The following is a 24,483-nucleotide window of genomic DNA, read 5'->3' as shown; positions in this document are numbered from 1 at the left end:
CGGTACCCCCACTGCGCGGGAGTCGCGCCATGAGCGTCACCACTGAGCGGGCCACGGACGTGCTGCGGGCCCAGGACCCGCAGATGGCCGACATCCTCGAAGGGGAGCGGCAGCGGCAGGCCACCACGCTGCAGATGAGCGCCGCCGAGAACTTCACCTCCGCCGCCGTGCTCGCCGCGCTGGGTTCCCCGCTCGCCAACAAGTACGCCGAGGGATACCCGGGCGCCCGCCACCACGGCGGCTGCGAGTACGCGGACCTGGCCGAACGGGTGGCGCAGGAGCGGGCCAGGGCGCTGTTCGGGGTCGAGCACGCGAACGTGCAGCCGCATTCGGGTTCCTCCGCCGTCCTCGCCGCGTACGCCGCGCTGCTGCGGCCCGGGGACACCGTCCTGGCGATGGGCCTCGCGTACGGCGGGCACCTCACGCACGGCTCGCCCGCCAACTTCTCCGGGCGGTGGTTCCACTTCGTGGGGTACGGGCTCGACGCCGGGACCGGACTCGTCGACTACGAGCAGGTGCAGCGGCTGGCCCGGACGCACCGGCCCAAGGCCATCGTGTGCGGGTCCATCTCCTACCCCCGGCACCTGGAGTACTCGGCCTTCCGGGAGATCGCCGACGAGGTCGGGGCCTACCTGATCGCCGACGCCGCCCATCCCATCGGGCTGGTGGCCGGAGGGGCGGCGCCCAGCCCCGTGCCCTACGCGGACCTGGTCTGCGCGACCACCCACAAGGTGCTCCGCGGCCCGCGCGGCGGAATGGTGCTGTGCGGGGCCGAGTTCGCCGAGCGCGTCGACCGGGCGGTGTTCCCCTTCACCCAGGGCGGCGCCCAGATGCACACCATCGCCGCCAAGGCGGTGGCCTTCGGGGAGGCGGCCGGCCCGGGCTTCACCCGGTACGCCCACAAGGTCGTGGCCAACGCCCGGGCGCTCGCCGGGGCCCTGCGGGCGCACGGCCTGGCCGTCACCACCGGCGGCACCGACACCCATCTGATCAGCGCCGACCCCGCCCCCCTCGGCACCGACGGCCCGGCCGCGCGCGGCCGGCTGGCCGCCGCCGGGATCGTCCTGGAGACCTGCGCCCTGCCGTACGGGGACCAGCGCGGGATCCGCCTGGGGACCGCGGCGGTGACCACGCAGGGGATGGGGGAGCCGGAGATGGCCCGGATCGCCGAGCTGTTCACGGCCGCACTGAGCGGCGGGGACGTGGCCGGAACACGTGCCGAGGTCGCCGAACTGGTCGGACGATTTCCCCCCTACGGGGAGTAACCGGGACGAGCGTCCCGTAGTGCAACCGGAACGGGGACTCCGCGCGTCCTCGTCCCCGTGTACATCGCGGCTAATGTGTGGGGCTGAGATGGCCGGCGATACATCTGGGGCAGCCAGTGCGTGAATATCTGCTGACGCTTTGCGTCACGGTCGCGGTGACCTACCTGCTGACCGGGCCCGTCCGGAAGTTCGCCATCGCCGCGGGTGCGATGCCGGAGATCCGCGCCCGCGACGTGCACCGCGAACCGACCCCCCGGCTGGGCGGCATCGCCATGTTCGGCGGCCTGTGCGCGGGCCTGCTGATCGCCGACCACCTGCAGAACCTCAACGGGGTCTTCGAACGCTCCAACGAACCCAGAGCGCTGCTCTCGGGCGCCGCCCTGATCTGGCTGGTCGGGGTCCTCGACGACAAGTTCGAGCTCGACGCGCTGATCAAGCTGGGCGCCCAGATGATCGCCGCGGGGGTCATGGTCATCCAGGGCCTGACCATCCTGTGGATTCCGGTTCCGGGCATCGGCACCGTCGCGCTGACCCAGTGGCAGGGCACCCTGCTCACCGTGGCGCTGGTGGTGATCACCATCAACGCGGTGAACTTCGTCGACGGGCTCGACGGCCTGGCGGCGGGCATGGTCTGCATCGCCACCTGCGCGTTCTTCCTCTACGCCTACCGGATCTGGTTCGGCTACGGCATCGAGGCGGCCGCCCCCGCGACGCTCTTCGCCGCCATCCTGATGGGCATGTGCCTGGGCTTCCTGCCGCACAACATGCACCCCGCGCGGATCTTCATGGGCGACTCCGGCTCGATGCTGATCGGCCTGGTCCTGGCCGCCTCGGCGATCTCGATCACCGGGCAGGTCGACCCCGACACGATGGCCCTCTTCGTCGGCGGCGAGCGCAACGCCACGCACGCGATGCTGCCGGTCTTCATCCCCCTGCTGCTGCCGCTGACCATCATCGCGATCCCGATGGCGGACCTGCTCCTGGCCATCGTGCGGCGCACCTGGAAGGGCCAGTCGCCCTTCGCCGCGGACCGCGGGCACCTGCACCACCGGCTCCTGGAACTCGGGCACTCGCACAGCCGCGCTGTACTCATCATGTATTTCTGGTCGGGGCTGATCGCCTTCGGGACGGTGGCCTATTCGGTGCACTCCGCCTCGATGTGGATCGTCCTCTCCATCGCCGCGCTGAGCGCCCTGGGGCTCGTCCTGCTGCTGCTGCCGCGGTTCACCCCGCGCGCCCCGCGCTGGGCCGAGGGACTGGTGCCGCCGCGCTACCGGCACGCCCGTCGGGCGGAGGCCGCGGCGGAGGCGGCGGTCCGGGAGGACGCCGGGACCGAGCCGGAGCCGGCGCGGCCGATCGCGGCCGGGGTGTCCGGCGTCAACGGCGCGACCGCGGTAGGCCCCCGTTCGCGCTTCCCCGACCGGCGTAAGGCGGGTTCGGCGCGCTGACGCGCCCGGCGCATGTCCGACATGGACGCCCTTTACCAGGCAAGCCGTCACCCTGTCCTGCACACACGGGCGGATTAGCCCTCATGTGTGACAGTCAGCACACCGCACAGGTAAAGCTCTCATCAAATAGTTTGTGATACCGTTCACTAAACCCGGCGACAGAGCCGAAGGACCGTAGTGCGACGGTCCATCGGCCCGAGGCGATCACTCGGACCGGGCTTACGCTCGTCCCCGTACGAGTTCCCGTACGAGTCCGTGCCCCCACCACCACGCGGAGCAAACCGCCATGCGGTCTAACGACGTCCGATCCCTCCTGCAAACCGCCGTACCCACCGCTGTCGCCGGCGTCATCGCCGCGGTCATCAGCGGTCTGGTCGTCGGCGGCAAGGGTGCGGTCGGGTCGCTCGTGGCCACCGCCGTGGTGATCGTCTTCATGGGTCTCGGATTCATCGTTCTCCAGCGCACGGCGAAATCCCTGCCGCACCTGTTCCAGGCGATGGGGCTCATGCTCTACGCCGCTCAGATCCTGCTGCTCTTCGTCTTTCTCGCCGTGTTCAAGAACACGACGCTGTTCCACCCCCGGGCCTTCGCGATCACGCTCGTCGTCACCACCCTCGTGTGGATCGGCGCGCAGACGCGTGCTCACATGAAAGCCAAGATCCTTTACGTCGAGCCGGACTCGACCAAGGGGGAAAAGCCCGAAAATCCGGGGTCCAAGCCGTGAGGGGTAGGGCCGGGATAAGTGTGCGTTCGAGATGCTGCTATCGTCCGGTTCCAACTGCGGCACTGCGGGCGCGGGCATCTGAGCTGACGCCTGTTCCATCGCGAGGCTCGATGCCTGACTGCCGCCCCCACACCCGTTACACCAGTCCAGTGCCGAACCGCGGCCGTGCGCCGCGCCGACACGATGAGGTTGCCGTACCTATGCGCCACGCTGAAGGAGCCCGCGGTGAGTGCTGACCCGACGCAGGTCCTCGCTTTCGAGACCGACTGTCACATCTTCTCCGGATGTGGCTTCCCCGGTCCGGGCCTGCACTCGTTCCTCTTCGAGCCGCTGTGGGGCGAACCCGGCCTGACGAGCACGTACTTCAACAAGCCGATGCTGCTGGCCCTCCTGGGCTCGGTCATCATCGTGGCCTTCTTCTGGGCCGCCTTCGCCAAGCCGAAGGTCGTCCCCGGCAAGCTCCAGATGGTCGCCGAGACCGGCTACGACTTCGTGCGCCGCGGCATCGTCTACGAGACGCTCGGCAAGAAGGAGGGCGAGAAGTACGTCCCCTTCATGGTCTCGCTGTTCTTCTTCGTGTGGATCCTCAACGTCTGGTCGATCGTCCCGGTCGCCCAGTTCCCGGTGACCGCGATCATCGCGTACCCGGCGATCCTCGCCGCGATCGTGTACTTCATCTGGATGTCGGTGACGTTCAAGCGCCACGGCTTCGTCGGCGGTCTGAAGAACCTGACCGGCTACGACAAGTCGCTCGGCGGGGTGCTGCCGCTGGTCATGGTCATCGAGTTCTTCTCGAACGTCCTGGTGCGCCCGTTCACCCACGCGGTCCGACTCTTCGCGAACATGTTCGCCGGTCACACCCTGCTGCTGCTCTTCACGATCGCCAGCTGGTACCTGCTGAACGGCATCGGCATCGCCTACGCGGGCGTCTCGTTCGTGATGGTGATCGTGATGACCGCCTTCGAGCTCTTCATCCAGGCCGTCCAGGCGTACGTCTTCGTCCTCCTGGCGTGCAGCTTCATCCAGGGCGCGCTCGCCGAGCACCACTGAGTCCGGCCCTCCCCAAACCCCCTTGTCGTCCGGTGGCCAACCCCCACCGGATCCGTGAAAGAGAAGGAAGAACTGGCATGTCCCAGATCCTCGCCGCCGCCGAAGGCGTCACCGGTTCCCTCAGCTCCGTCGGTTACGGTCTCGCGGCCATCGGCCCCGGCGTCGGCGTCGGCATCATCTTCGGTAACGGCACCCAGGCCCTCGCCCGCCAGCCCGAGGCCGCCGGTCTGATCCGCGCCAACCAGATCCTCGGCTTCGCCTTCTGTGAGGCGCTCGCCCTCATCGGTCTGGTCATGCCGTTCGTCTACAGCTGACGAACAGCTCCCACTAGTCCGATTAGACGAAAGGCACTGATGTGAACCTCCTGGTTCTCGCGGCCGAGACGGAAAACCCGCTCGTCCCGCCGATCCCCGAGCTCGTCATCGGTCTGATCGCCTTCGTCATCGTCTTCGGTTTCCTCGCGAAGAAGCTCCTTCCGAACATCAACAAGGTTCTGGAAGAGCGTCGCGAGGCCATCGAGGGCGGTATCGAGAAGGCTGAGGCCGCTCAGACCGAGGCTCAGAGCGTGCTGGAGCAGTACAAGGCCCAGCTCGCCGAGGCCCGGCACGAGGCCGCGCGCCTGCGCCAGGAAGCGCTGGAGCAGGGCACTGCGCTCAAGGAAGAACTGCGCGCAGAGGGCCAGCGGCAGCGTGAGGAGATCATCGCTGCCGGTCACGCCCAGATCGCCGCGGACCGCAAGGCCGCCTCTCAGGCGCTGCGTCAGGACGTGGGCAAGCTCGCCACCGACCTGGCCGGCAAGCTCGTCGGTGAGTCCCTCGAGGACGTCGCCCGGCAGAGCCGCACCATCGACCGCTTCCTCAGCGAGCTCGAGGAGAAGGCCGAGGCGGCCCGATGAACGGAGCGAGCCGCGAGGCGCTGGCCTCCGCGCGCGAGCGTCTCGACGCGCTGACGGACAACACGTCCGTCGACGCGGCGAAGCTCGCCGGTGAGCTGGCAGCCGTCACCGCGCTGCTCGACCGTGAGGTCTCGCTGCGTCGGGTCATCACGGACCCGGCGCAGTCCGGCGAGGCCAAGGCCGAGCTGGTCGGCCGGCTGCTGTCCGGCCAGGTGGGCGGGGAAACCCTCGACCTGGTGTCCGGCATGGCCCGGTCCCGCTGGTCGCAGTCCCGCGACCTGGTGGACGCGCTGGAGGAGCTGGCGGCCACCGCCGACCTCACGGCCGCCCAGCAGGCGGGCGCGCTCGACAACGTCGAGGACGAGCTGTTCCGGTTCGGCCGGATCGTCGCCTCGAACACCGAGCTGCGTGCCGCGCTGACCGACCGCGCCGCCACCGCCTCCGCCAAGAGCGAGCTGCTGCGCAGCCTGCTCGGCGGCAAGGTGAACGCCGTCACCGAGCGCCTGGTGATCCGTCTCGTCACGCACCCGCGTGGACGTAGCCTTGAGGGGGGACTCGAGTCCCTCTCGACGCTCGCCGCTGCGCGTCGTGACCGCATGGTCGCCACCGTGACCAGCGCGGTTCCGCTCAGCGACGTGCAGAAGCAGCGTCTCGGCGCGGTGCTGGCCAAGCTGTACGGCCGCCAGATGCACCTGAACCTCGACGTGGACCCCGCGGTCCTCGGCGGGATCTCGGTGCGGGTCGGCGACGAGGTCATCGACGGCACCATCGCGGAGCGCCTCTCCGAGGCGACCCGCCGCATGGCCGGCTGACCAGCCGCCACCACACAGATACAAAGCATTCCTAGCGGCCCGGTTGGGCCGTGCAGAACTTGCAGAAGATTCCTGGGGGTCGCCCCCAGACCCCTAAGAAGCTTCAGGCCCAACAAGGAGAGCAGGGAACCCAGATGGCGGAGCTCACGATCCGGCCGGAGGAGATCCGGGACGCACTGGAGACCTTTGTCCAGTCGTACCAGCCGGACGCGGCCTCGCGCGAGGAGGTCGGAACGGTCAGCGTTGCCGGCGACGGCATCGCGAAGGTGGAGGGCCTGCCCTCCGCCATGGCGAACGAGCTGCTGAAGTTCGAGGACGGCACCCTCGGTCTCGCCCTCAACCTCGAGGAGCGCGAGATCGGTGCGATCGTCCTCGGCGAGTTCAGCGGTATCGAGGAGGGCCAGCCGGTGCAGCGCACCGGTGAGGTTCTCTCCGTAGGTGTCGGCGAGGGCTACCTCGGCCGCGTTGTCGACCCGCTCGGCAACCCGATCGACGGCCTCGGCGAGATCGCGACCGAGGGCCGCCGCGCCCTCGAGCTGCAGGCCCCGGGCGTCATGGTCCGTAAGTCGGTGCACGAGCCCATGCAGACCGGCTACAAGGCCGTCGACGCGATGGTGCCGATCGGCCGCGGCCAGCGTCAGCTGATCATCGGCGACCGCCAGACCGGCAAGACCGCCCTGGCCGTCGACACGATCATCAACCAGCGCGACAACTGGCGCTCGGGCGACGTGAACAAGCAGGTCCGCTGCATCTACGTCGCCATCGGCCAGAAGGGCTCGACCATCGCGTCCGTGCGCGGCGCCCTGGAAGAGGCCGGCGCGCTCGAGTACACGACGATCGTCGCCGCCCCGGCGTCCGACCCGGCCGGCTTCAAGTACCTGGCGCCGTACACCGGTTCCGCCATCGGCCAGCACTGGATGTACGCCGGCAAGCACGTCCTGATCATCTTCGACGACCTGTCGAAGCAGGCCGACGCCTACCGCGCCGTGTCGCTGCTGCTGCGCCGCCCGCCGGGCCGTGAGGCCTACCCGGGTGACGTCTTCTACCTGCACTCCCGTCTGCTCGAGCGCTGCGCGAAGCTCTCCGACGACATGGGTGCCGGCTCGATGACCGGTCTGCCGATCGTCGAGACCAAGGCGAACGACGTCTCGGCGTTCATCCCGACCAACGTCATCTCCATCACCGACGGCCAGTGCTTCCTGGAGTCCGACCTGTTCAACGCCGGCCAGCGTCCGGCCCTGAACGTCGGTATCTCGGTCTCCCGCGTCGGTGGCTCCGCCCAGCACAAGGCGATGAAGCAGGTCTCCGGCCGTCTTCGCGTCGACCTGGCCCAGTACCGCGAGCTGGAGGCGTTCGCCGCCTTCGGTTCCGACCTGGACGCCGCGTCGAAGGCCTCGCTGGAGCGCGGCAAGCGCATGGTCGAGCTGCTGAAGCAGGGCCAGTACCAGCCGATGCCCGTCGAGGAGCAGGTCGTCTCCGTCTGGGCCGGCACCACCGGCAAGATGGACGACGTCCCGGTCGAGGACATCCGTCGCTTCGAGTCGGAGCTGCTGGAGCACCTGCGCCGCGAGCGCAAGGACCTCCTGACCTCCATCGCCGACGGCGGCAAGATGTCCGACGACACGCTGGGCTCGATCGCCGACGCGATCGCCGCCTTCAAGCGCCAGTTCGAGACCTCGGACGGAAAGCTCCTGGGCGAGGACGTCCCGGCCGTCAACGTCTCCAAGTGACGACGGAAGGGACCTGACTCATGGGAGCGCAGCTCCGGGTCTACAAGCGTCGCATCCGTGCCATCACGGCGACCAAGAAGATCACCAAGGCGATGGAGATGATCGCCGCCTCGCGCATCGTCAAGGCGCAGCGCAAGGTGGCGGCGTCGATGCCGTACGCGACCGAGCTCACCCGTGCGGTGACCGCGGTGGCGACCGGCTCGAACACCAAGCACGCCCTGACCACCGAGGTCGAGGCGCCGACCCGCGCCGCGGTCCTGCTCATCACGAGCGACCGCGGTCTGGCCGGCGGCTACTCCTCGAACGCCATCAAGCAGGCCGACCGGCTCACCGAGCGGCTGCGGGCTGAGGGCAAGGAGGTCGACAGCTACATCGTCGGCCGCAAGGGCGTCGCCTACTACGGCTTCCGTGAGCGCAAGGTCACGGACTCCTGGACCGGCTTCACCGACAGCCCGGCCTACGCCGACGCCAAGCGCGTCGCGGAGCCGCTGATCGAGGCCATCCAGAAGGAGACGGCCGACGGCGGCGTCGACGAACTGCACATCGTCTTCACGGAATTCGTGTCGATGATGACGCAGAACGCGGTGGACGGCCGGATGCTGCCGCTCAGCCTCGAGAAGGCTGTGGAGGAGGACGGCGCGAAGGGCGAGATCCTTCCGCTGTTCGAGTTCGAGCCGTCGGCGGAGGACGTCCTCGACGCCCTGCTGCCGCGCTACGTCGAGAGCCGCATCTACAACGCACTGCTGCAGTCGGCCGCTTCCGAGCACGCCGCCCGCCGCCGCGCGATGAAGTCGGCGACCGACAACGCCGGTGAGCTCATCAAGAGCCTCTCCCGGCTTGCCAACGCGGCCCGCCAGGCCGAAATCACCCAGGAAATCAGCGAGATCGTCGGTGGCGCGAGCGCCATGGCCGACGCGACCGCGGGGAGTGACAAGTAATGACGACCTCTGTTGAGACGGCCGCTGCCACGGGCCGCATCGCCCGGGTCATCGGCCCGGTCGTCGACGTGGAGTTCCCCGTCGACGCGATGCCCGACATCTACAACGCGCTGAAGGTCCAGGTCGCCGACCCGGCCGAGGAGGGCGCGCTCAAGACGCTGACCCTCGAGGTCGCCCAGCACCTGGGTGACGGCATGGTCCGCACGATCTCCATGCAGCCCACCGACGGCCTGGTCCGCCAGGCCCCGGTGACCGACACGGGCGAGGGCATCACCGTCCCCGTCGGTGACTTCACCAAGGGCAAGGTGTTCAACACCCTCGGTGAGGTGCTGAACTACCCGGAGGCCAACGCCGAGGTCACCGAGCGCTGGGCGATCCACCGCAAGGCGCCGAACTTCGACGAGCTCGAGTCGAAGACCGAGATGTTCGAGACCGGCGTCAAGGTCATCGACCTCCTCACCCCGTACGTCAAGGGTGGAAAGATCGGTCTGTTCGGTGGTGCCGGTGTCGGCAAGACCGTTCTGATCCAGGAAATGATCTACCGCGTCGCCAACAACCACGACGGTGTGTCGGTGTTCGCGGGTGTCGGTGAGCGTACCCGTGAGGGCAACGACCTCATCGAGGAGATGTCGGACTCCGGCGTTCTGGACAAGACCGCGCTGGTCTTCGGCCAGATGGACGAGCCCCCGGGCACCCGTCTGCGCGTCGCCCTGGCCGGTCTGACCATGGCGGAGTACTTCCGCGATGTGCAGAAGCAGGACGTCCTCTTCTTCATCGACAACATCTTCCGGTACACCCAGGCCGGTTCCGAGGTGTCGACCCTGCTCGGCCGTATGCCCTCCGCGGTGGGTTACCAGCCGAACCTGGCCGACGAGATGGGTCTCCTCCAGGAGCGCATCACCTCGACCCGTGGTCACTCGATCACCTCCATGCAGGCGATCTACGTCCCCGCCGACGACCTCACCGACCCGGCGCCGGCGACCACCTTCGCCCACCTCGACGCGACGACGGTTCTCTCCCGTCCGATCTCCGAGAAGGGCATCTACCCGGCCGTGGACCCGCTGGACTCCACGTCCCGGATCCTGGACCCCCGCTACATCGCGGCGGACCACTACAACGCGGCCATGCGCGTCAAGGGGATCCTGCAGAAGTACAAGGACCTCCAGGACATCATCGCGATCCTCGGTATCGACGAGCTGGGCGAGGAGGACAAGCTCGTTGTCCACCGTGCCCGTCGCGTCGAGCGCTTCCTGTCGCAGAACACCCACGTCGCCAAGCAGTTCACCGGCGTGGACGGTTCGGACGTTCCGCTCGACGAGTCGATCGCCGCGTTCAACGCGATCTGCGACGGTGAGTACGACCACTTCCCCGAGCAGGCGTTCTTCATGTGCGGTGGCATCGAGGACCTGAAGGCCAACGCCAAGGAGCTGGGCGTCTCCTGATGCCCCCAGGAGAGGGGCGGGTGTGTCCCGCCCCTCTCTCCACGCCCATTAGAATTTGACCCAACACCCGGCGGACCCGCCGGGTGGTGACCCGAGGAGCCACCTTGGCTGCTGAGCTGCACGTCGAGATGGTCGCGGCGGACCGCAATGTCTGGTCCGGCGAGGCCACCCTGGTCGTCGCCCGCACCACGTCCGGCGACATCGGCGTCATGCCCGGTCACCAGCCGCTTCTCGGTGTGCTGGAATCGGGCCCGGTGACCATCCGTACCAGCGAGGGCGGCACGGTCGTCGCCGCGGTGCACGGCGGTTTCATCTCGTTCGCGGACAACAAGCTGTCCCTGCTGGCCGAGATCGCCGAGCTCGCGGACGAGATCGACGTCCAGCGGGCGGAGCGGGCACTGGAGCGCGCGAAGGCGGACGCTGACGCGGCCGCCGAACGTCGCGCCGATGTCCGGCTGCGCGCGGTCGCGGGGCACTGAGCCCCGTACCGAAGAGTTTGAAACCTCAGCCGCGGTCCGTTCCGGAATTTTCCGGAGCGGGTCGCGGCTGAGGCGATGTACGTACTTTTTGTTTGTGCGGTTTTCGATGAGCGAGGAGGTCGGTGAAGATGCTCCTCGCTCTGCTTGTGAGCGGCCTGGTCGTAGCCCTGGTGGTGATCGGGCTGTTCGTGTTCGGGCTGCGCCGCAGACTGATCCAGCGCTCCGGCGGCACCTTCGACTGCAGCCTGCGCTGGGGCGTGGCCGAGGAGCCCGACGTCTCCGGCAAGGGGTGGGTCTACGGGGTCGCCCGCTACAGCGGTGACCGCATCGAGTGGTTCCGCGTGTTCAGCTATTCGCCGCGGCCGCGCCGGCTGCTGGAGCGCTCGTCCATCGAGGTGCTCGCACGCCGCGCCCCGGAGGGCGAGGAGGAGCTGGCCCTGCTGTCCGACTCCGTCGTGCTCGGCTGTTCCCACCAGGGGACGCGCCTGGAGCTGGCGATGAGCGAGGACGCCCTGACCGGTTTCCTGGCCTGGCTGGAGGCGGCGCCTCCCGGCCAGCGGGTGAATGTCGCTTGAGGACTCCTTGCCCGTTGGACGGGGGTCCCCCGGGACGAAGTCCGGGGGAGGGTGAACGTCGCCCGGACCGTGAGGAAGCCGGGGAGACGGGGGCGGACCCGTCTCCCCGGCTTCGTTCATCTCTTTACTGCAGGCCGGTGTGGATGGCGTTCGCGAGCTCGCCGCCCGCGGTGTCGCCGCTGAACTCCCAGAAGAAGGCTCCCTTGAGCCCCTGGTTCTTCAGCCAGGTCATCTTCCCGGCGATGGTGGCGGGGGTGTCGTAGCTCCACCAGTTGCTTCCGCACTTGGCGTAGGCGGTGCCGGCGACGGTGCCGGTGGCCGGGCAGCTGCTCTTGAGGACCTTGTAGTCCTCGATGCCCTGCTCGTAGGTGCCGGGGGCGGGCCCGCTCGCGGTGCCGCCGGGGGCGTCCTGGGTGACTCCGGTCCAGCCGCGGCCGTAGAAGCCGATGCCGAGGTTGAGCTTGGAGCCGGGGATGCCCTTGCCCTTGAGCTTGGTGATCGCCGCCTCGGAGTTGAATCCGGCGATCGGGATGCCCGCGTAGGAGGTCAGCGGGGAGTGCGGGGCGGTCGGGCCCTTGGCGTCCCACGCGCCGAAGAAGTCGTACGTCATCACGTTGTAGAAGTCGACGTAGGGGGCGGCGCCCGCGTAGTCCGCGAGGTCGAGCTTGCCGCCGTTGGAGCCGTCGGCGGAGATGGCGGCGGTGACCAGGTTGGAGGAGCCGAACTTGGCGCGCAGGGCCGACATCAGGTTCTTGAAGGCGGCGGCGCCGCTGGTGTCGCAGGACAGGCCGCAGGCGTTCGGGTACTCCCAGTCGATGTCGATGCCGTCGAAGACGTCCGCCCAGCGGGGGTCCTCGACCAGGTCGTAGCAGGACTGGGCGAAGGCGGCCGGGTTCTGCGCGGCCTGGCCGAAGCCGCCGGACCAGGTCCAGCCGCCGAAGGAGTAGACGACCTTGATGTTCGGGTACTTGGCCTTCAGCTTGCGCAGCTGGTTGAAGTTGCCGCGCAGGGGCTGGTCCCAGGTGTCGGCGACGCCGTCGACGCTCTGGTCGGCGGTGTAGGCCTTGTCGTAGTCGGCGTAGGAGTCGCCGATGGTGCACTTGCCGTTCTGGACGTTGCCGAAGGCGTAGTTGATGTGGGTGATCTTCGCGGCGGTGCCGGAGGTCACCAGGTTCTTCACGTGGTAGTTGCGCTGGTAGACGCCCCAGTCGGTGAAGTAGCCGAGCTTGACCCTGGCGCCCGGGTCGGGGCCGGGGCCCGGTCCGGGATCGGTGCCGCCGCCCGGGGTGGTGACGGAGAGGGGGGCGGAGGAGGGGCCGGTCTGGTCGGCGGTGTCGCGGGCGGTGACCGTGTAGGTGTAGGTGGTGGCCTTGGTCAGGCCGCTGTCACCGTAGGTGGTGCCGGTGACGGTGGTGAGCTTGGTGCCGTTGCGGTAGACGTCGTAGTTCTTGACGCCCTTGTCGTCGGTGGCCGCCGCCCAGGACAGGGTCAGGGCGTTCTCCGTGAGCCCGGAGGCCGTGGGGGTGCCGGGGGCGGAGGGAGGCGTGTCGGTGGGGGTGGTGCCGCCCTCGCAGGAGCCGCCGTTGACCTTGCAGCCGGAGGGGGCGCCGGGGCCGCTGCCGTTGAAGCCGAAGCTGGCGGTGGCGCCGGGGGCGAGGGCGCCGTTCCAGCCGACGTTCTTGGCGGTCCAGTGGGTGCCGGAGCCGGTGACGGTGGCGTCCCACGCCGAGGTCACCTGGGTGCCGGCCGGGAAGTCCCACTCCACGGTCCAGCTGCTGAGGGCGGTGGTGCCGGTGTTCTTCACCGTCCACTTGCCCTCGAAGCCGGTGCCCCAGTCGGAGACCTTGGTGTAGGTGGCGGTCGCGGAGGCGGCGGCCTGCGCGGGCCCGGCCAGGCCGACCAGGCCGGCGACGGGCAGGGCGAGGGCGGCCGCGGTGGCGGCCAGCCTCCTGAAGAGGGGGATGCGTCGTGGGGGTGCTGTGCTCAAGGGTGCTCCTCCGGAGGTCCGTGCCGGTCGGGGGCCGACCGGCACTGGGGATGGGACCTGCGCCGCCCGTGAGCACGCCGGAAGCGATCTTTGTCATGGCACGCTCACCACAGTGATGCGGTGAGACTAGAAAGGTCTGTACCAACCGTCAAGAGGTCCAGACCTCACCCCCGGGCGGCCTACGGGATGCCCAACTCCCGCGCCAGTACGGCCGCTTGGACCCGGCTGCGCAGCTCCAGCTTCGCCAGCAACCTGCTGACGTGCGTCTTCACCGTGGCCTCCGCCATCTCCAGCCGTACGGCGATCTCCGCGTTCGACAGCCCCTCGCCCAGCGCCCCCAGCACCTCCCGCTCGCGCCGGGTCAGCGACTCCACCGCGGCGGCCGCCTCCGGCCGCGCGGCCGGGCGGACCGGCCGCGGCGCGGCGAACTCGGCGATCAGCCGACGGGTCACCGCGGGCGCGATCAGGCCCTCGCCGCGCGCCACCGTCCGCACCGCCGCGATCAGCTCGGCCGCGTCCGCGTCCTTGAGCAGGAAGCCCGCGGCCCCCGCCCGCAGGGCCCCGAACACGTACTCGTCGAGGTCGAAGGTGGTCAGCACCAGCACGTCGGCCAGGCCCTCCGCGGCCACCCGGCGGGTGGCCTCCACCCCGTCGAGGACCGGCATCTGCACGTCCATGAGGACCAGGTCCGGCCGCAGCTCCCGGGCCAGCCGCACCGCCTCCTCGCCGTCGGCGGCCTCGCCCACCACCTCGACGTCGCCCGCACTGCGCAGGATCAGCACCAGCCCGGCCCGTACCGCCCGCTGGTCCTCCGCCACCACGACCCTGATGCTCATTCCGGTACCGCCCCGTCCTCCGCGGGCAGTTCCGCCCGCACCTGCCAGACGGGCCCCCGCGGGCCCGCCGTGAACCTTCCGCCGAGCAGGTCCGCCCGCTCGTGCATGCCGACCAGCCCCGCCCCGGAGCCCGGCGCGCGCGGCCCCGGCCGGTCCCCGTACGGGGAGTCCACCGCCACCGTCAGCAGGCCGTCCTCCCGCGCGACCCGGACGGCGACCGTGCCGGCGGCGGCGTGCTTGAGGGCGTTGGTCAGCGACTCCTGGACGATCCGGTACGCCGCCAGCTCCACCGGGGCCGGCAGCGGCGCCGCCCGCCGGCGCGCGTCGTGCAGCACGAAGTCCAGCCCGCTCGCGGTGCCGTTCGCCCGGGCCCGCTCCAACAGGGCCTCCAGCCCGTCGAGGGAGGGGACGGGCGCGGCCTCCTGCCCGGCCCCCGCCTCGCGCAGCAGCCCGATCAGCCGGCGCATCTCGGCGAGCCCCTGGACGCTGTTCTCGCGGATCACCCCGAGGGCCTCGCGGCTGGTGGCGGGGGAGTCGATGGACAGCGCGGCGGTGGAGTGGATGGCGATGGCGGAGAGGTGGTTGGCGACCATGTCGTGCAGCTCGCGGGCCATCCGGGCGCGCTCGGCCGCCACGGCCTGCGTACGGTCCATCTCGGCCAGCAGCGCCGTCTGCTCGGCGCGCAGCCGGGCGGCCTCGGCGGCCTCGCGGTGGTTGCGCAGGGTGGCGCCGGTCAGGGCCGGGGCGAAGCTGACGATCCCCGTGAGCACGCCGATCATCAGGGCCTGCGGGGAGCGCAGCCAGGCCAGGGTCGCGATGGTGACGACGACGGTGATCAGGCCGGTGGTGACCGGCAGGCGCCGGGCCATGGAGGGCTTCCCGTAGACCACGGCCGCGTACATCAGGTCGGTGAACATCACGACGGTGGCGATGCTGCCCACCGTGAACTGGTCGGCGACCACCGCGAGGGTGCCGACCACCAGGGTGACGTTGGGCGCGGTGCGGCGCAGGAGCTCCATGCCGCCGGTCGCGAGCATCGGGACCAGTGCGGCCCAGACGGGCAGGTGGTGCCGGTAGCCGGTGCCCCCGGTGCCGGTGCTGTGGACCCCGAGCGACCACAGCAGGAGACCGACCAGGGTGCTGGTCGCCGCGATCAGGACGTCGTCGCGGTGGGGGCGGGGGATCTCGGGGGTCACGGTCCCATCCAACACGGTGCCGGGCGGCGCGGCCTCGGTACGGGGGCGGAGAGGGCGCTACATCGAAGGGTGCAGTCGGGGTTCGTCGGCCGGGGAACGGCGGCGACCCGGCCGCGGGCCGGGACGCCGGACCCTCCCGGGCGAAGCTCTAGCGCTCGCCGCCCGGTACCCAGAGCACGTCCCCGACCTCCTTGTTGGCCGTGCGGGCCAGGATGAACAGGAGGTCGGAGAGCCGGTTGAGGTAAGTGGCCGTCAGCGGGTTCATCACCTCGCCGTGCGCCTCCAGTGCCGCCCAGGTCGAGCGCTCCGCCCGGCGCACCACCGTGCAGGCCTGGTGCAGCAGGGCCGCGCCGGGGGTGCCGCCCGGGAGGATGAAGCTGCGCAGCTTCTCCAGGCGCTCGTTGAAGACGTCGCAGTCCGCCTCCAGCCGGTCGACGTAGAACTGCTCCACCCGCAGCGGCGGGTACTGGGGGTCCTCGACGACCGGGGTGCACAGGTCGGCGCCCACGTCGAACAGGTCGTTCTGCACGCGGACCAGGACCTTGACGACCTCCTCCGGCAGCGAGCCCAGCGCGATCGCGGTCCCGATGGCGGCGTTGGCCTCGTTGGCGTCGGCGTACGCGGAGATCCGCAGGTCCGTCTTCCGCGTGCGGCTCATGTCGCCCAGGGCGGTCGTGCCCTGGTCGCCGGTGCGGGTGTAGATGCGCGTGAGGTTCACCATGGCGCCAGGGTAGTGCGGGCCAACTGCGGGCGGCCCGCGCACTGCTGGACCGTGTCGGTGTGATGTCCGTCATCTGAGACGTGACGCGTGTTACTTCGCGGTCACTGGGCCCCTCACGGACGCTAGTCTCCGCCGGAGAGGCTACGAGGCCGGGTCGTACTGAGAACAACGAGGGGTGTGCAGTGGCTGGGAAGCTCGCCGTCATCGGCGCGGGACTGATGGGTTCCGGGATCGCTCAGGTCTCCGCTCAGGCGGGGTGGGACGTCGTCCTGCGGGACGTCACCGACGCCGCGCTGACCCGGGGCACGGACGGGATCAAGGCCTCGTACGACAAGTTCGTCTCCAAGGGCAGGATGACGGCCGAGGACGCCGAGGCGGCCCTCGCGCGCATCACCACGACCACCGACTTCGACGCGGTCGCCGACGTGGACATCGTCGTCGAGGCCGTCTTCGAGAAGATCGAGGTCAAGCACGAGATCTTCCGCACCCTGGACGACCTGGTCCGCGAGGACACCGTCCTCGCCTCCAACACCTCCGCCATCCCGATCACCAAGATCGCGGCGGTCACCAAGCGCCCGGAGCGGGTCGTCGGCGCGCACTTCTTCTCGCCCGTCCCGATGATGCAGCTCTGCGAGCTGGTCCGCGGCTACAAGACGAGCGACGAGACCCTCGCCACCACCCGCGCGTTCGCCGAGTCCGTGGGCAAGACCTGCATCGTCGTCAACCGCGACGTCGCCGGCTTCGTCACCACCCGCCTGATCTCCGCCCTCGTCGTCGAGGCAGCGAAGCTCTACGAATCGGGCGTGGCCTCCGCCGAGGACATCGACATCGCCTGCAAGCTGGGCTTCGGGCACGCGATGGGCCCGCTGGCCACCGCCGACCTCACCGGCGTGGACATCCTGCTGCACGCCACCAGCAACATCTACACCGAGTCCCAGGACGAGAAGTTCGCGCCGCCGGAGCTCATGCGCCGCATGGTCGACGCGGGCGACATCGGCCGCAAGAGCGGGCAGGGCTTCTACAAGCACTGAGCACGGCCGTTCGAATCCCCGCACCCTACGGGGTGAATTAGGTATCGGTTCGCTCACGGTCGGCAACTTCAGCGCCCGCCGGGCAGTCAGTTGCGGTGAGAGTTGCCGACCACGAGCCGATCACGAGCCGACCACGGATCCGTCGGACCACACGCACGCAGGTACAGCCGGGGAGCACACATGCACATCAGGGGCGACCACGCCGAACTCGCTGTCGGGGGCCGCCTCGACGTGCGCAGCGCGGCGGACGCCCGTACCGCCCTCCACACCGCCCTCGACGACGGCCACGGCGACCTCGTGCTCGACCTGACCGGGCTCGACTCCTGGGACGCGACCGGACTCGGCGTGATCATGGGAGCGCACCGGCGGGCCGGCCGGACCGGCCGCCGGCTGGTCCTGCGCGGGGTGCCCGACCGGATGCAGCGGCTGCTCGTCGCCACCCGGCTGCACCGCATCCTCGCGATCGAGGGCGGGCTGGAGGCGGAGTCCCTGCCCCGGGTCTGATCCGGGGCCGACGGGCCGCCGGGCGGGCGGGCGTTCGGACGGCCGGGCGTGCGGCGGCCCGCGGAAAAGGGGCTGCGCGGGCGGGCCGGGCTCGGCTTTCATGGGCTCATGGTGTCCACCGACAGACTGCTGGCCTTCGCGGCCATGTCGTTCCTGCTGATCGTGATCCCCGGTCCGAGCGTGCTCTTCGTGATCGGCCGGGCGCTGGCGCAGGGCCGCAGGGCCGCCCTGACCACGGTGGCCGGGAACACGCTCGGGGCGTACGTGCTGGTCGTGGCCGTGGCCCTCGGGGTGGGGACCGTCGTCGAGCGCTCGGTCCTCGTCTTCACGGCGCTGAAGCTGATCGGCGCCGCCTACCTGGTGTACCTGGGCGTCAAGGCCGTGCGCCGGCGCGGATCCCTGCGGGCGGCCCTCGCCGAGGCGGCCCCCGCCGCGCACGGCGGGCTGCGGACCCTGGGGGAGGGGTTCGTGGTGGGCGTGGCCAACCCCAAGACCATCGTCTTCTTCGCCGCCGTGCTGCCCCAGTTCGTCGACCGTGACCGGGGCCACGTCGTCCTCCAGATGCTCCTGCTCGGCCTGGTCTTCAACCTCATCGCGGTCGTCTCCGACAGCGTCTGGGGGCTCGTCGCCGCCACCACCCGGGGCTGGTTCGCCGGATCCCCGCGCCGGCTCGACGTCGTCGGCGGGATCGGCGGGCTCACCATGATCGGCCTGGGCGTCGCCGTCGCCGCGACCGGCCGCAAGGACTGAGCCCGGATACCGTCCGGTAGCAGCGGAGTTCCGGCTTCCGCGGGTACGGGCGGGGAACGTAACGGTCCTATGGTGGAGGTACCCCCGTGGTTCCGGCGCGACCCGGCAGCGTTTAGGGTCGGGCGGAAACCGGACCAGTGGCGACGAGCGGCGCGAGCGAGGCCGGGCGGTAGGGAAGACGGCGACGGAGCGCGCGACGCGAGGCGGGGGGACGGGGTCATGGACCGTACAGAGGGGAAGCCCGGGGAGGGCCGGCGGCCCGAGGACCAGAGGCCCGAGGACCAGAGGCCCGAGGAGCGGCCGGACGACCGGACGCAACGGCCCGGGGACCGCAACGCCGGCCCGGCCGGGGAGCGGGCCGAGGGCCGACCGCCCGCCGGACCGGCGGCCGGGGCTCCGGGCGCCGGGGGAGCGGTGCTGGGCGGGCCCGGAGTCGGCACGCCCGCTGCCGGTACCCCTGCCGCCGGTACCGCTGCCGGTACCCCCGGCGCCGGGGTGCCGCCGCTGCCCGCCGCGCCCGCGCGGATCGTGACCCTGACCGCCGGGGAGTTCACCCTCACCGTCAATCCCGTCGACGGCAGCGAGATCGAACCCCACCGGCCCGGCGCCGGCCCGGACGCCGACCGCCGCCCCGCCAAGCGGGAGGCGTCCTCCCGCGCCGCCCGGGACGCCGCCGCACGGCCGCCCGCACTGCCCGGGCCGCCCGCTCCCGCCCGCCCGCTCCTGGAGCGCACCGAGGAGCGGGAGCGGCTCGTACGGCTGCTCCAGCGCGGCCGCTCCGTCCGGCTGACCGGCCCCGCCGGATCCGGCCGCACCGCCCTGCTCGACGCGGTCGCCCGGGACTGCGCCGACCTGGCGCCCGACGGCGTCGTCCGGCTCAGCGGCCACGGCCAGCAGCAGCCAGCCGAGCTGCTCCACGCCCTCTACGCCACCGTGTACGACACCGCCGGCCGGCGCCCCGACCGCACGGCCCTCCTCGCGCGGGTCCGCGAGATCGGCGCCATCGTGCTCCTCGACGACCTGGAGCTGGGCGGTCCCGCGCTGGACGAACTGCTGCGCGCCACCCCCGAGTGCGCCTACCTCCTGGCCGCCACCCCCGACGCCAAGGCCCCCTCCGACGACTCCCACCTGGAGGAGGTCTTCCTCGGCGGCCTCGGCCGCGCCGGCTGCACCGAGCTCCTGGAGGCGCTCACCGGCCGGCCCCTGACCGAGGCGGAGACGGCCTGGGCCGGGGACCTGCGGTTCGCCTCCGAGGGCCTGCCGCTGCGCTTCGTTCAGGCGGCCGCCCTGCTGCGCCAGCGCGACGAGCTGAACGGCACGGCCGCCGGGGACGAGGACGAGGAGCCCGGGGTCTTCGAGGAGCGCCCCCGCGACCCCGCCCCCGTGCCGCTGCCCACCCTGGCCCAGGCCGCGGCCCCCGCCGAACTGCTGGCCTCCCGGGTGAGCGAGTCGGCCCGCGCCGCCCTGCGGATCGCCTGCGCGCTGGGCGGGGAACTCCCGCACCCGGCGCACCTGCCCGCGCTGGTCGGCGACACCCACGCGGACGCGGCCGTCGCCGAACTGCTCGGCTGCGGGCTGGTCACCCCCGTCGGACCGCGCTTCCGGCTCGCCGAGGGCGTCGCGCGGCAGCTGGAGGAGGCCGGGTACGGAGGCGCCGGCGCCGAGGAGGCCCGTACCGCCGCCCGGCACTACGCCTGGTGGACCGGGCACGCCTCGGTCACCCCGGAGCGGGTCGCGGCCGAGGCCGACGCGGTGCTCGCCGCGCTGGCCGGGGCCGACGTGGTGGCCGCCGTGCTCCTGGCCCGGACCGCGGCGCCCGCCTTCGCGGCCTCGCTGCACTGGGACGCGTGGGAGCGGGTGCTGCGTGCGGGGTCGGAGGCCGCGCGGAAGGCCGGGGAGGTCGCCGAGCAGGCGTACTTCCACCACGAGCTGGGTGTCCTCGCCCTGTGCGAGGGGCGCCTGGACCGGGCGCGCGCCGAGCTGGAGGCCTCGATCGGACTGCGCGGCGCGCTCGCGGACAAGCGCGGGACGGTCGCCGGACGGCGGGCGCTGGCCCTGGTCACCGACCGCGAGGTACTGGGTGCGGCGGCCTCCCCGCCGCTGCGGCTGGAGGCCCCGCCGCACCCCGTTCCGACGCCCCCCGCAGAGGCCGGCCCGAAGGCGGCGGAGACGCCCCCGGCGACGGCCCCCGCCCCGGTGTCGGCGACGGCCCCGACCACCTCCCTGAAGAAGACCCCGGCCGCCTCCGCCCCGACCGCCCGCACGGAGAAGCTCGTCAAGCAGTCCCCGGCCCCCGCGGCCGCCGCCGGGACGACGGCCGCCACCGCCCGGCTCGGGCAGACCGCCGCCCCCGCACGGGGTTCGGAGGCCGTCACCCAGGTCAACCCGGTGATCCGCCGGGCCCAGCTGCCGCCCGCGGAGACCCCCGCGAACCTCTCGGCGGTCTTCGGGAACGCCTTCCCGCCGCCCGCGCCCGCCCGTCCCGCACCGCCCCGCCCGGCCGGCCCGCACCCGGCGGCGGCCGCCGCCCGGGCCCGGCGGCGCCGGACGGCCCTGCTCGGGGCGGCCGGGGTGCTCACCGTGGCGGCGCTCGGCACGGTCATCGGCCTCGCGCTGGCCTCGGACGGCGCGGAGGACCCGCAGTCCCCCTCGGTGTCGTCCAGCCCCTCGGCGCAGGTGTCCCCGCACGTCCCGCAGGTGCCCGGCACCGGCGGCGACGACCCGGCGGGCGAGCCGGCCCGCCCGGCCGGGCCCGGTCGGTCGTCCCCGGCCCCCCAGCCGGGCGGCAGCGGGGCGGCCTCCGCCTCCCCGACGCCGACCGGGACGGCCACCTCGCAGCCCCCGGCATCGCCGACGCCCACGCCGACGCCGACCCCCACGCCCACGCCGACCCCCACGCCGACGCCGACACCGACGCCCACCCCGACCCCCACGCCGACGCCGACCGCCACGTCCACGTCCACGTCGACCGCGACGGCCTCCGGCCCGACGACGGGCTCCTCCGCGAGCTCCTCGACGACCCGCGGCTGAGCCCGGCGGCCCGCGCACGCACGACGGCCCCCCGAGCCGGAGCTCGGGGGGCCGTCCGGTCCGCGTGCGTCAGAACAGGCGGAGCTTGTCGTCCTCGATGCCGCGCAGGGCGTCGTAGTCCAGGACCACGCAGTCCATGCCCCGGTCATTGGCCAGAACCCGCGCCTGCGGCTTGATCTCCTGCGCCGCGAAGACACCGCGCACCGGCGCCAGGTGCGGGTCGCGGTTCAGCAGCTCCAGGTACCGGGTCAGCTGCTCGACGCCGTCGATCTCGCCGCGCCGCTTGATCTCCACGGCCACCGTCGCGCCCGCCGCGTCCCGGCACAGGATGTCCACGGGGCCGATCGCCGTCATGTACTCGCGCCGGATCAGGGTGTAGCCCTCGCCCAGCGTCTCGATGCGGTCGGCCAGCAGCTCCTGGAGGTGCGCCTCGACGCCGTCCTTGATGAGGCCCGGGTCGGTGCCCAGCTCGTGGGACGAGTCGTGGAGGACCTCCTCCATGGTGATGATGAGCTTCTCGCCCGCCTTGTTGACGACGGTCCAGACGTTCGCGTCGTCCCCGCTCCCCTCCTTGAGGGTGCACGGAGGCGACATCCAGTTGAGCGGTTTGTACGCCCGGTCGTCCGCATGGATCGAGACACTGCCGTCGGCCTTCACGAGGATCAGACGGGGTGCCGAGGGCAGATGGGCGGTGAGCCGGCCCGCGTAGTCGACGGAGCAGCGGGCAATGACGAGACGCATGGTCGGCAACGCTACTCGACCGACGGGCCTTCACGCGATTCGCCCCTGAAAGCCCCGTTCGCCGATGGCGCGTTGTATGCGCATTCTCCTGGTGCGCCACCCGGTGGGCGCCTACCGTGGTGAGCGGGAGGTTGCCGAGCGTGCACACTGCGTCGCGGCCTCCCTCCCTGCCCGCAGGACTCCGGCGACCCAGACGCCGGGGTCACGAGAGGAGAACCCATGTCGCTCGACGTCTCACCGGCCCTACTCGAACAGGCCGAGCGAGGCGAGGTCGACGAAGCCGCCTTCGTCGACTGCGTCCGGACCTCCCTGCCCTACGCGTGGGAGATGATCAGCTCGTTGGTGGCCCAGCTGGAGGTTGAGGGCGGAGAGTTCGCCGACAACCAGACGCCGCCGCCGGACGAGCAGGCGCGCGGCCAGCTGCTGCGCGCGCTCGCGAGTGACGCGATCAGGGGTGCGCTGCAGCGGCACTTCGGGGTGCGCCTGGCCTTCCAGAACTGCCACCGCGTCGCGGTGTTCCCGCTGGACCCCTCGGTGGACGGCCGGCTGGCCAAGTTCACCTCGATCCGCGGCCAGCTGCTCAACCAGTCGCCCGAACTGCGCGACTGCTAGCGGGACCGGTACTCCGCTGCCGCTCCGTGTCGCCGCAGGGCGACGGACACCGGGGCGGCAGCCCAGGCCGTACGCGCCGGGGCCGCTGCGGGTCACGCCAGCAGCGGCAGGACCTCCGTGCCCAGACGCCGGACGTTCTCCTCCGTCGCGGCGAGGTCGCCGGAGCCCTCCGCCAGCAGGGCGAAGCGCGTGATGCCCGTCCGCTCCGCGGTGGCCGCCAGCCGGTCCGCCGCGAGCCGCGGCGTGCCGACCGGGTGCAGGTCGCACAGCAGCTCCGTGTAGGCGTGCGGGTCGCGCATCGAGCGGGCCCGGCCGTCCACCGTCACGTGCGCGTCGAGGCCCTGCCGGAGCCAGCCCGGCATCGCCTTCAGCAGGGTCTCGCGGGCGTCGCCCGTACGGTCCGCCAGCTGGCACACCCCGGCCGACACGTGCCCGGCGCCCCGGACGGCCTCCGGCGCGTGCCCGGCGGCCAGCGCCGTCTCCCGCCAGAGCGCGACCATCCCCGCCTTCTCCTCGTCCCCGCAGTGCATGCCCAGCAGCATCGGCAGCCCGCGCCGCGCGGCCGTCCGCACCGACGCGGGGGAGGTGCACGCGACGATCACTTCCGGCCCCGTCCCGTCCCCGTCCAGCGCCTGGTCCGGGCGGGGCACGACGGCCACCTCGCGGAAGCCGTACCGCTCGCCGGCCGCCCCCACCCGCGGCTCGGCCAGCCAGCGCCGCAGCAGGTCGAGGTCCTCCGGGAACCCGGACTCGTACGCCTCCAGGCCGCCCCCGAACACCTCCAGGTCCACCCACGGCCCGCCCCGCCCCACCCCGAGGGTGAACCGGCCGCCGGAGGTGACGTGGAGCAGGGCCGCCTGCTCCCCGAGCGCCACCGGGTGCGTGTTGGGCAGCACGCTCACGGCCGTGCCCACCCGCAGCCGCCGGGTCCGCCCCAGCAGCAGCGCGGCCAGCGTGACCGCCGACGGGCAGACCCCGTACGGGACGAAGTGGTGCTCGGCGAGCCAGACCGAGTCGAGCCCGGACCCCTCCGCCACCTCGGCGGTCCGCACCGCCCGGTGCAGCGCCTCCCCCTGTCCCTGGCCCGGGAACTGGGCCGCCACTACAAACGCTCCTACGCGCATCGCCCTTGGCCTCCTCGCGGCTGGCGCGGCCTCCCCCAGGTGGACCGGCACTTTGCTCGTTCATGGCATCGATGTCCGATGGCAACAACGTCTGACACGTGCCAAAGGCACGGCCTGACACGAAAGTTATTGAGATAGTCGGGCCAGTTCCGTTCGGAGGAGGGCCTTCACCGGACACCCTGGGGGCGGCGCGGTCCGCTGCGCGTAGTCTGGGGGAAAGTCACCGTCCGCAGCCCCTCCGTGAGGTATACGTGTCACCGCGCCACAACCGCCCCCGGGGCGGCGAGACCCCGGACGAACGGCCCGGCTCCGGCTACGACCGGTACGGGCTGGAGCGCACCGAGGAGTACCTGGGCGAGGAGTGGAAGGTCCGGCACGTCTCGGGCGCCGGAGCGGCGGGCAAGCGCTACCGCTGCCCGGGCTGCGACCAGGAGATCCCCGCGGGCACCCCGCACGTGGTGGCCTGGCCCGAGTACGGCGGCGTGGACGACCGTCGGCACTGGCACAAGGCCTGCTGGAACGCGAAGGACCGCCGCACCTCCAAGGTGCAGCGGTCCCGCAACGCGCCGCGGTACTGAGCGGCGCGGCCGCCG

At 71.7% G+C, this 24,483-nt stretch carries 24 protein-coding genes; 18 read left to right on the top strand and 6 right to left on the bottom strand.

Features of this window, described 5'->3' with window-relative positions:
* Positions 1–29 precede the first annotated feature (29 nt).
* From glyA to AB0469_RS16290, 12 genes are all read left to right on the top strand, one after another.
* Positions 30–1,265: a serine hydroxymethyltransferase gene (gene glyA / locus AB0469_RS16345; RefSeq protein WP_366452040.1), complete on the top strand. Its 1,236-nt coding sequence runs from the start codon at positions 30–32 to the stop codon at positions 1,263–1,265.
* 104 nt (positions 1,266–1,369) lie between these two features.
* Positions 1,370–2,713, top strand: a complete 1,344-nt coding sequence (locus tag AB0469_RS16340; protein ID WP_366452102.1) for an MraY family glycosyltransferase — start codon at positions 1,370–1,372, stop codon at positions 2,711–2,713.
* 286 nt (positions 2,714–2,999) lie between these two features.
* On the top strand, positions 3,000–3,437 hold the full coding sequence (locus AB0469_RS16335) for a hypothetical protein (RefSeq protein WP_366452039.1): 438 nt from the start codon (positions 3,000–3,002) through the stop codon (positions 3,435–3,437).
* Between the two features lie 225 nt (positions 3,438–3,662).
* Positions 3,663–4,487: a F0F1 ATP synthase subunit A gene (gene atpB / locus AB0469_RS16330; RefSeq protein WP_366452038.1), complete on the top strand. Its 825-nt coding sequence runs from the start codon at positions 3,663–3,665 to the stop codon at positions 4,485–4,487.
* Between the two features lie 77 nt (positions 4,488–4,564).
* The gene (locus AB0469_RS16325) at positions 4,565–4,801 is read left to right on the top strand and encodes an ATP synthase subunit C (protein WP_030295275.1); all 237 of its coding nucleotides are present in this window, start codon (positions 4,565–4,567) and stop codon (positions 4,799–4,801) included.
* 41 nt (positions 4,802–4,842) lie between these two features.
* Entirely contained in the window at positions 4,843–5,382 is a 540-nt protein-coding gene (locus AB0469_RS16320) for a F0F1 ATP synthase subunit B (protein WP_366452037.1), read from the top strand.
* Positions 5,379–6,194, top strand: a complete 816-nt coding sequence (locus AB0469_RS16315; RefSeq protein ID WP_042818478.1) for a F0F1 ATP synthase subunit delta — start codon at positions 5,379–5,381, stop codon at positions 6,192–6,194. Before AB0469_RS16320 ends, AB0469_RS16315 begins: the two co-directional genes overlap by 4 nt.
* Positions 6,195–6,328: 134 nt before the next feature.
* Entirely contained in the window at positions 6,329–7,924 is a 1,596-nt protein-coding gene (atpA, locus tag AB0469_RS16310) for a F0F1 ATP synthase subunit alpha (protein WP_079429789.1), read from the top strand.
* A gap of 20 nt (positions 7,925–7,944) precedes the next feature.
* A complete protein-coding gene (locus AB0469_RS16305; protein ID WP_042818474.1) occupies positions 7,945–8,862 on the top strand; it encodes a F0F1 ATP synthase subunit gamma in 918 nt (305 codons plus the stop codon).
* Positions 8,862–10,304, top strand: a complete 1,443-nt coding sequence (atpD, locus tag AB0469_RS16300) for a F0F1 ATP synthase subunit beta (RefSeq protein ID WP_366452036.1) — start codon at positions 8,862–8,864, stop codon at positions 10,302–10,304. The genes AB0469_RS16305 and atpD overlap by 1 nt, the downstream gene beginning before the upstream one ends.
* Before the next feature lie 104 nt (positions 10,305–10,408).
* Positions 10,409–10,783: a F0F1 ATP synthase subunit epsilon gene (locus AB0469_RS16295; protein WP_042818471.1), complete on the top strand. Its 375-nt coding sequence runs from the start codon at positions 10,409–10,411 to the stop codon at positions 10,781–10,783.
* A gap of 128 nt (positions 10,784–10,911) precedes the next feature.
* A complete protein-coding gene (locus tag AB0469_RS16290; RefSeq protein ID WP_211275098.1) occupies positions 10,912–11,358 on the top strand; it encodes a DUF2550 domain-containing protein in 447 nt (148 codons plus the stop codon).
* A gap of 124 nt (positions 11,359–11,482) precedes the next feature.
* Here AB0469_RS16290 and AB0469_RS16285 read toward each other — a convergent pair whose 3' ends face one another.
* From AB0469_RS16285 to AB0469_RS16270, 4 genes are all read right to left on the bottom strand, one after another.
* On the bottom strand, positions 11,483–13,321 hold the full coding sequence (locus AB0469_RS16285; RefSeq protein ID WP_366452101.1) for a glycosyl hydrolase family 18 protein: 1,839 nt from the start codon (positions 13,319–13,321) through the stop codon (positions 11,483–11,485).
* Between the two features lie 203 nt (positions 13,322–13,524).
* Entirely contained in the window at positions 13,525–14,181 is a 657-nt protein-coding gene (locus tag AB0469_RS16280) for a response regulator transcription factor (protein ID WP_366452035.1), read from the bottom strand.
* Positions 14,178–15,377, bottom strand: a complete 1,200-nt coding sequence (locus AB0469_RS16275) for a histidine kinase (protein WP_366452034.1) — start codon at positions 15,375–15,377, stop codon at positions 14,178–14,180. The genes AB0469_RS16280 and AB0469_RS16275 overlap by 4 nt, the downstream gene beginning before the upstream one ends.
* 148 nt (positions 15,378–15,525) lie before the next feature.
* On the bottom strand, positions 15,526–16,098 hold the full coding sequence (locus AB0469_RS16270) for a cob(I)yrinic acid a,c-diamide adenosyltransferase (RefSeq protein WP_366452033.1): 573 nt from the start codon (positions 16,096–16,098) through the stop codon (positions 15,526–15,528).
* 182 nt (positions 16,099–16,280) lie between these two features.
* Between AB0469_RS16270 and AB0469_RS16265 the strand changes: the two genes are divergently transcribed.
* The 4 genes from AB0469_RS16265 to AB0469_RS16250 all read left to right on the top strand — a co-directional run bounded on the left by AB0469_RS16265 (position 16,281) and on the right by AB0469_RS16250 (position 21,413).
* On the top strand, positions 16,281–17,129 hold the full coding sequence (locus AB0469_RS16265; RefSeq protein WP_366452032.1) for a 3-hydroxyacyl-CoA dehydrogenase family protein: 849 nt from the start codon (positions 16,281–16,283) through the stop codon (positions 17,127–17,129).
* 180 nt (positions 17,130–17,309) lie between these two features.
* On the top strand, positions 17,310–17,633 hold the full coding sequence (locus AB0469_RS16260) for an STAS domain-containing protein (RefSeq protein ID WP_344165298.1): 324 nt from the start codon (positions 17,310–17,312) through the stop codon (positions 17,631–17,633).
* 108 nt (positions 17,634–17,741) lie between these two features.
* A complete protein-coding gene (locus AB0469_RS16255; protein WP_366452031.1) occupies positions 17,742–18,383 on the top strand; it encodes a LysE family translocator in 642 nt (213 codons plus the stop codon).
* 219 nt (positions 18,384–18,602) lie between these two features.
* Positions 18,603–21,413: an ATP-binding protein gene (locus AB0469_RS16250; protein WP_366452030.1), complete on the top strand. Its 2,811-nt coding sequence runs from the start codon at positions 18,603–18,605 to the stop codon at positions 21,411–21,413.
* A 69-nt stretch (positions 21,414–21,482) separates the two neighbouring features.
* Here the strand turns inward: AB0469_RS16250 and nucS are convergent, their stop codons facing one another.
* Complete coding sequence (nucS, locus tag AB0469_RS16245) at positions 21,483–22,154, bottom strand: endonuclease NucS (protein ID WP_366452029.1); 672 nt, start codon at positions 22,152–22,154, stop codon at positions 21,483–21,485.
* 219 nt (positions 22,155–22,373) lie between these two features.
* Between nucS and AB0469_RS16240 the strand changes: the two genes are divergently transcribed.
* Complete coding sequence (locus tag AB0469_RS16240) at positions 22,374–22,766, top strand: SCO5389 family protein (RefSeq protein ID WP_042811577.1); 393 nt, start codon at positions 22,374–22,376, stop codon at positions 22,764–22,766.
* Positions 22,767–22,858: 92 nt separating this feature from the next.
* Here AB0469_RS16240 and AB0469_RS16235 read toward each other — a convergent pair whose 3' ends face one another.
* Complete coding sequence (locus AB0469_RS16235; RefSeq protein ID WP_366452028.1) at positions 22,859–23,890, bottom strand: LLM class flavin-dependent oxidoreductase; 1,032 nt, start codon at positions 23,888–23,890, stop codon at positions 22,859–22,861.
* Positions 23,891–24,141: 251 nt separating this feature from the next.
* On the opposite strand from AB0469_RS16235, the gene AB0469_RS16230 reads away from it, so the two are divergent.
* Positions 24,142–24,468, top strand: coding sequence for an ATP/GTP-binding protein (locus AB0469_RS16230; RefSeq protein ID WP_366452027.1), 327 nt, complete (start codon positions 24,142–24,144; stop codon positions 24,466–24,468).
* Positions 24,469–24,483 lie beyond the last annotated feature (15 nt).

Origin of the sequence: Streptomyces sp. NPDC093801, from assembly GCF_040701585.1 — a bacterium.
Taxonomy (GTDB): Bacteria; Actinomycetota; Actinomycetes; order Streptomycetales; family Streptomycetaceae; genus Streptomyces.
The sequence above is the reverse complement of the archived record's forward strand: the minus strand, read 5'-3'. Positions and strand labels throughout refer to the sequence as shown.

Coding starts and splice junctions, on each gene's coding strand:
- AB0469_RS16255 (WP_366452031.1), top strand. CDS start 17,742: ATGGTGTCCACCGACAGACTGCTGGCCTTCGCGGCCATGTCGTTCCTG.
- AB0469_RS16315 (WP_042818478.1), top strand. CDS start 5,379: ATGAACGGAGCGAGCCGCGAGGCGCTGGCCTCCGCGCGCGAGCGTCTC.
- atpA (WP_079429789.1), top strand. CDS start 6,329: ATGGCGGAGCTCACGATCCGGCCGGAGGAGATCCGGGACGCACTGGAG.
- AB0469_RS16260 (WP_344165298.1), top strand. CDS start 17,310: ATGCACATCAGGGGCGACCACGCCGAACTCGCTGTCGGGGGCCGCCTC.
- AB0469_RS16250 (WP_366452030.1), top strand. CDS start 18,603: ATGGACCGTACAGAGGGGAAGCCCGGGGAGGGCCGGCGGCCCGAGGAC.
- AB0469_RS16270 (WP_366452033.1), bottom strand. CDS start 16,098: ATGGTGAACCTCACGCGCATCTACACCCGCACCGGCGACCAGGGCACG.
- AB0469_RS16240 (WP_042811577.1), top strand. CDS start 22,374: ATGTCGCTCGACGTCTCACCGGCCCTACTCGAACAGGCCGAGCGAGGC.
- nucS (WP_366452029.1), bottom strand. CDS start 22,154: ATGCGTCTCGTCATTGCCCGCTGCTCCGTCGACTACGCGGGCCGGCTC.
- AB0469_RS16280 (WP_366452035.1), bottom strand. CDS start 14,181: ATGAGCATCAGGGTCGTGGTGGCGGAGGACCAGCGGGCGGTACGGGCC.
- atpD (WP_366452036.1), top strand. CDS start 8,862: ATGACGACCTCTGTTGAGACGGCCGCTGCCACGGGCCGCATCGCCCGG.
- AB0469_RS16305 (WP_042818474.1), top strand. CDS start 7,945: ATGGGAGCGCAGCTCCGGGTCTACAAGCGTCGCATCCGTGCCATCACG.
- AB0469_RS16290 (WP_211275098.1), top strand. CDS start 10,912: ATGCTCCTCGCTCTGCTTGTGAGCGGCCTGGTCGTAGCCCTGGTGGTG.
- AB0469_RS16325 (WP_030295275.1), top strand. CDS start 4,565: ATGTCCCAGATCCTCGCCGCCGCCGAAGGCGTCACCGGTTCCCTCAGC.
- AB0469_RS16235 (WP_366452028.1), bottom strand. CDS start 23,890: ATGCGCGTAGGAGCGTTTGTAGTGGCGGCCCAGTTCCCGGGCCAGGGA.
- glyA (WP_366452040.1), top strand. CDS start 30: ATGAGCGTCACCACTGAGCGGGCCACGGACGTGCTGCGGGCCCAGGAC.
- AB0469_RS16335 (WP_366452039.1), top strand. CDS start 3,000: ATGCGGTCTAACGACGTCCGATCCCTCCTGCAAACCGCCGTACCCACC.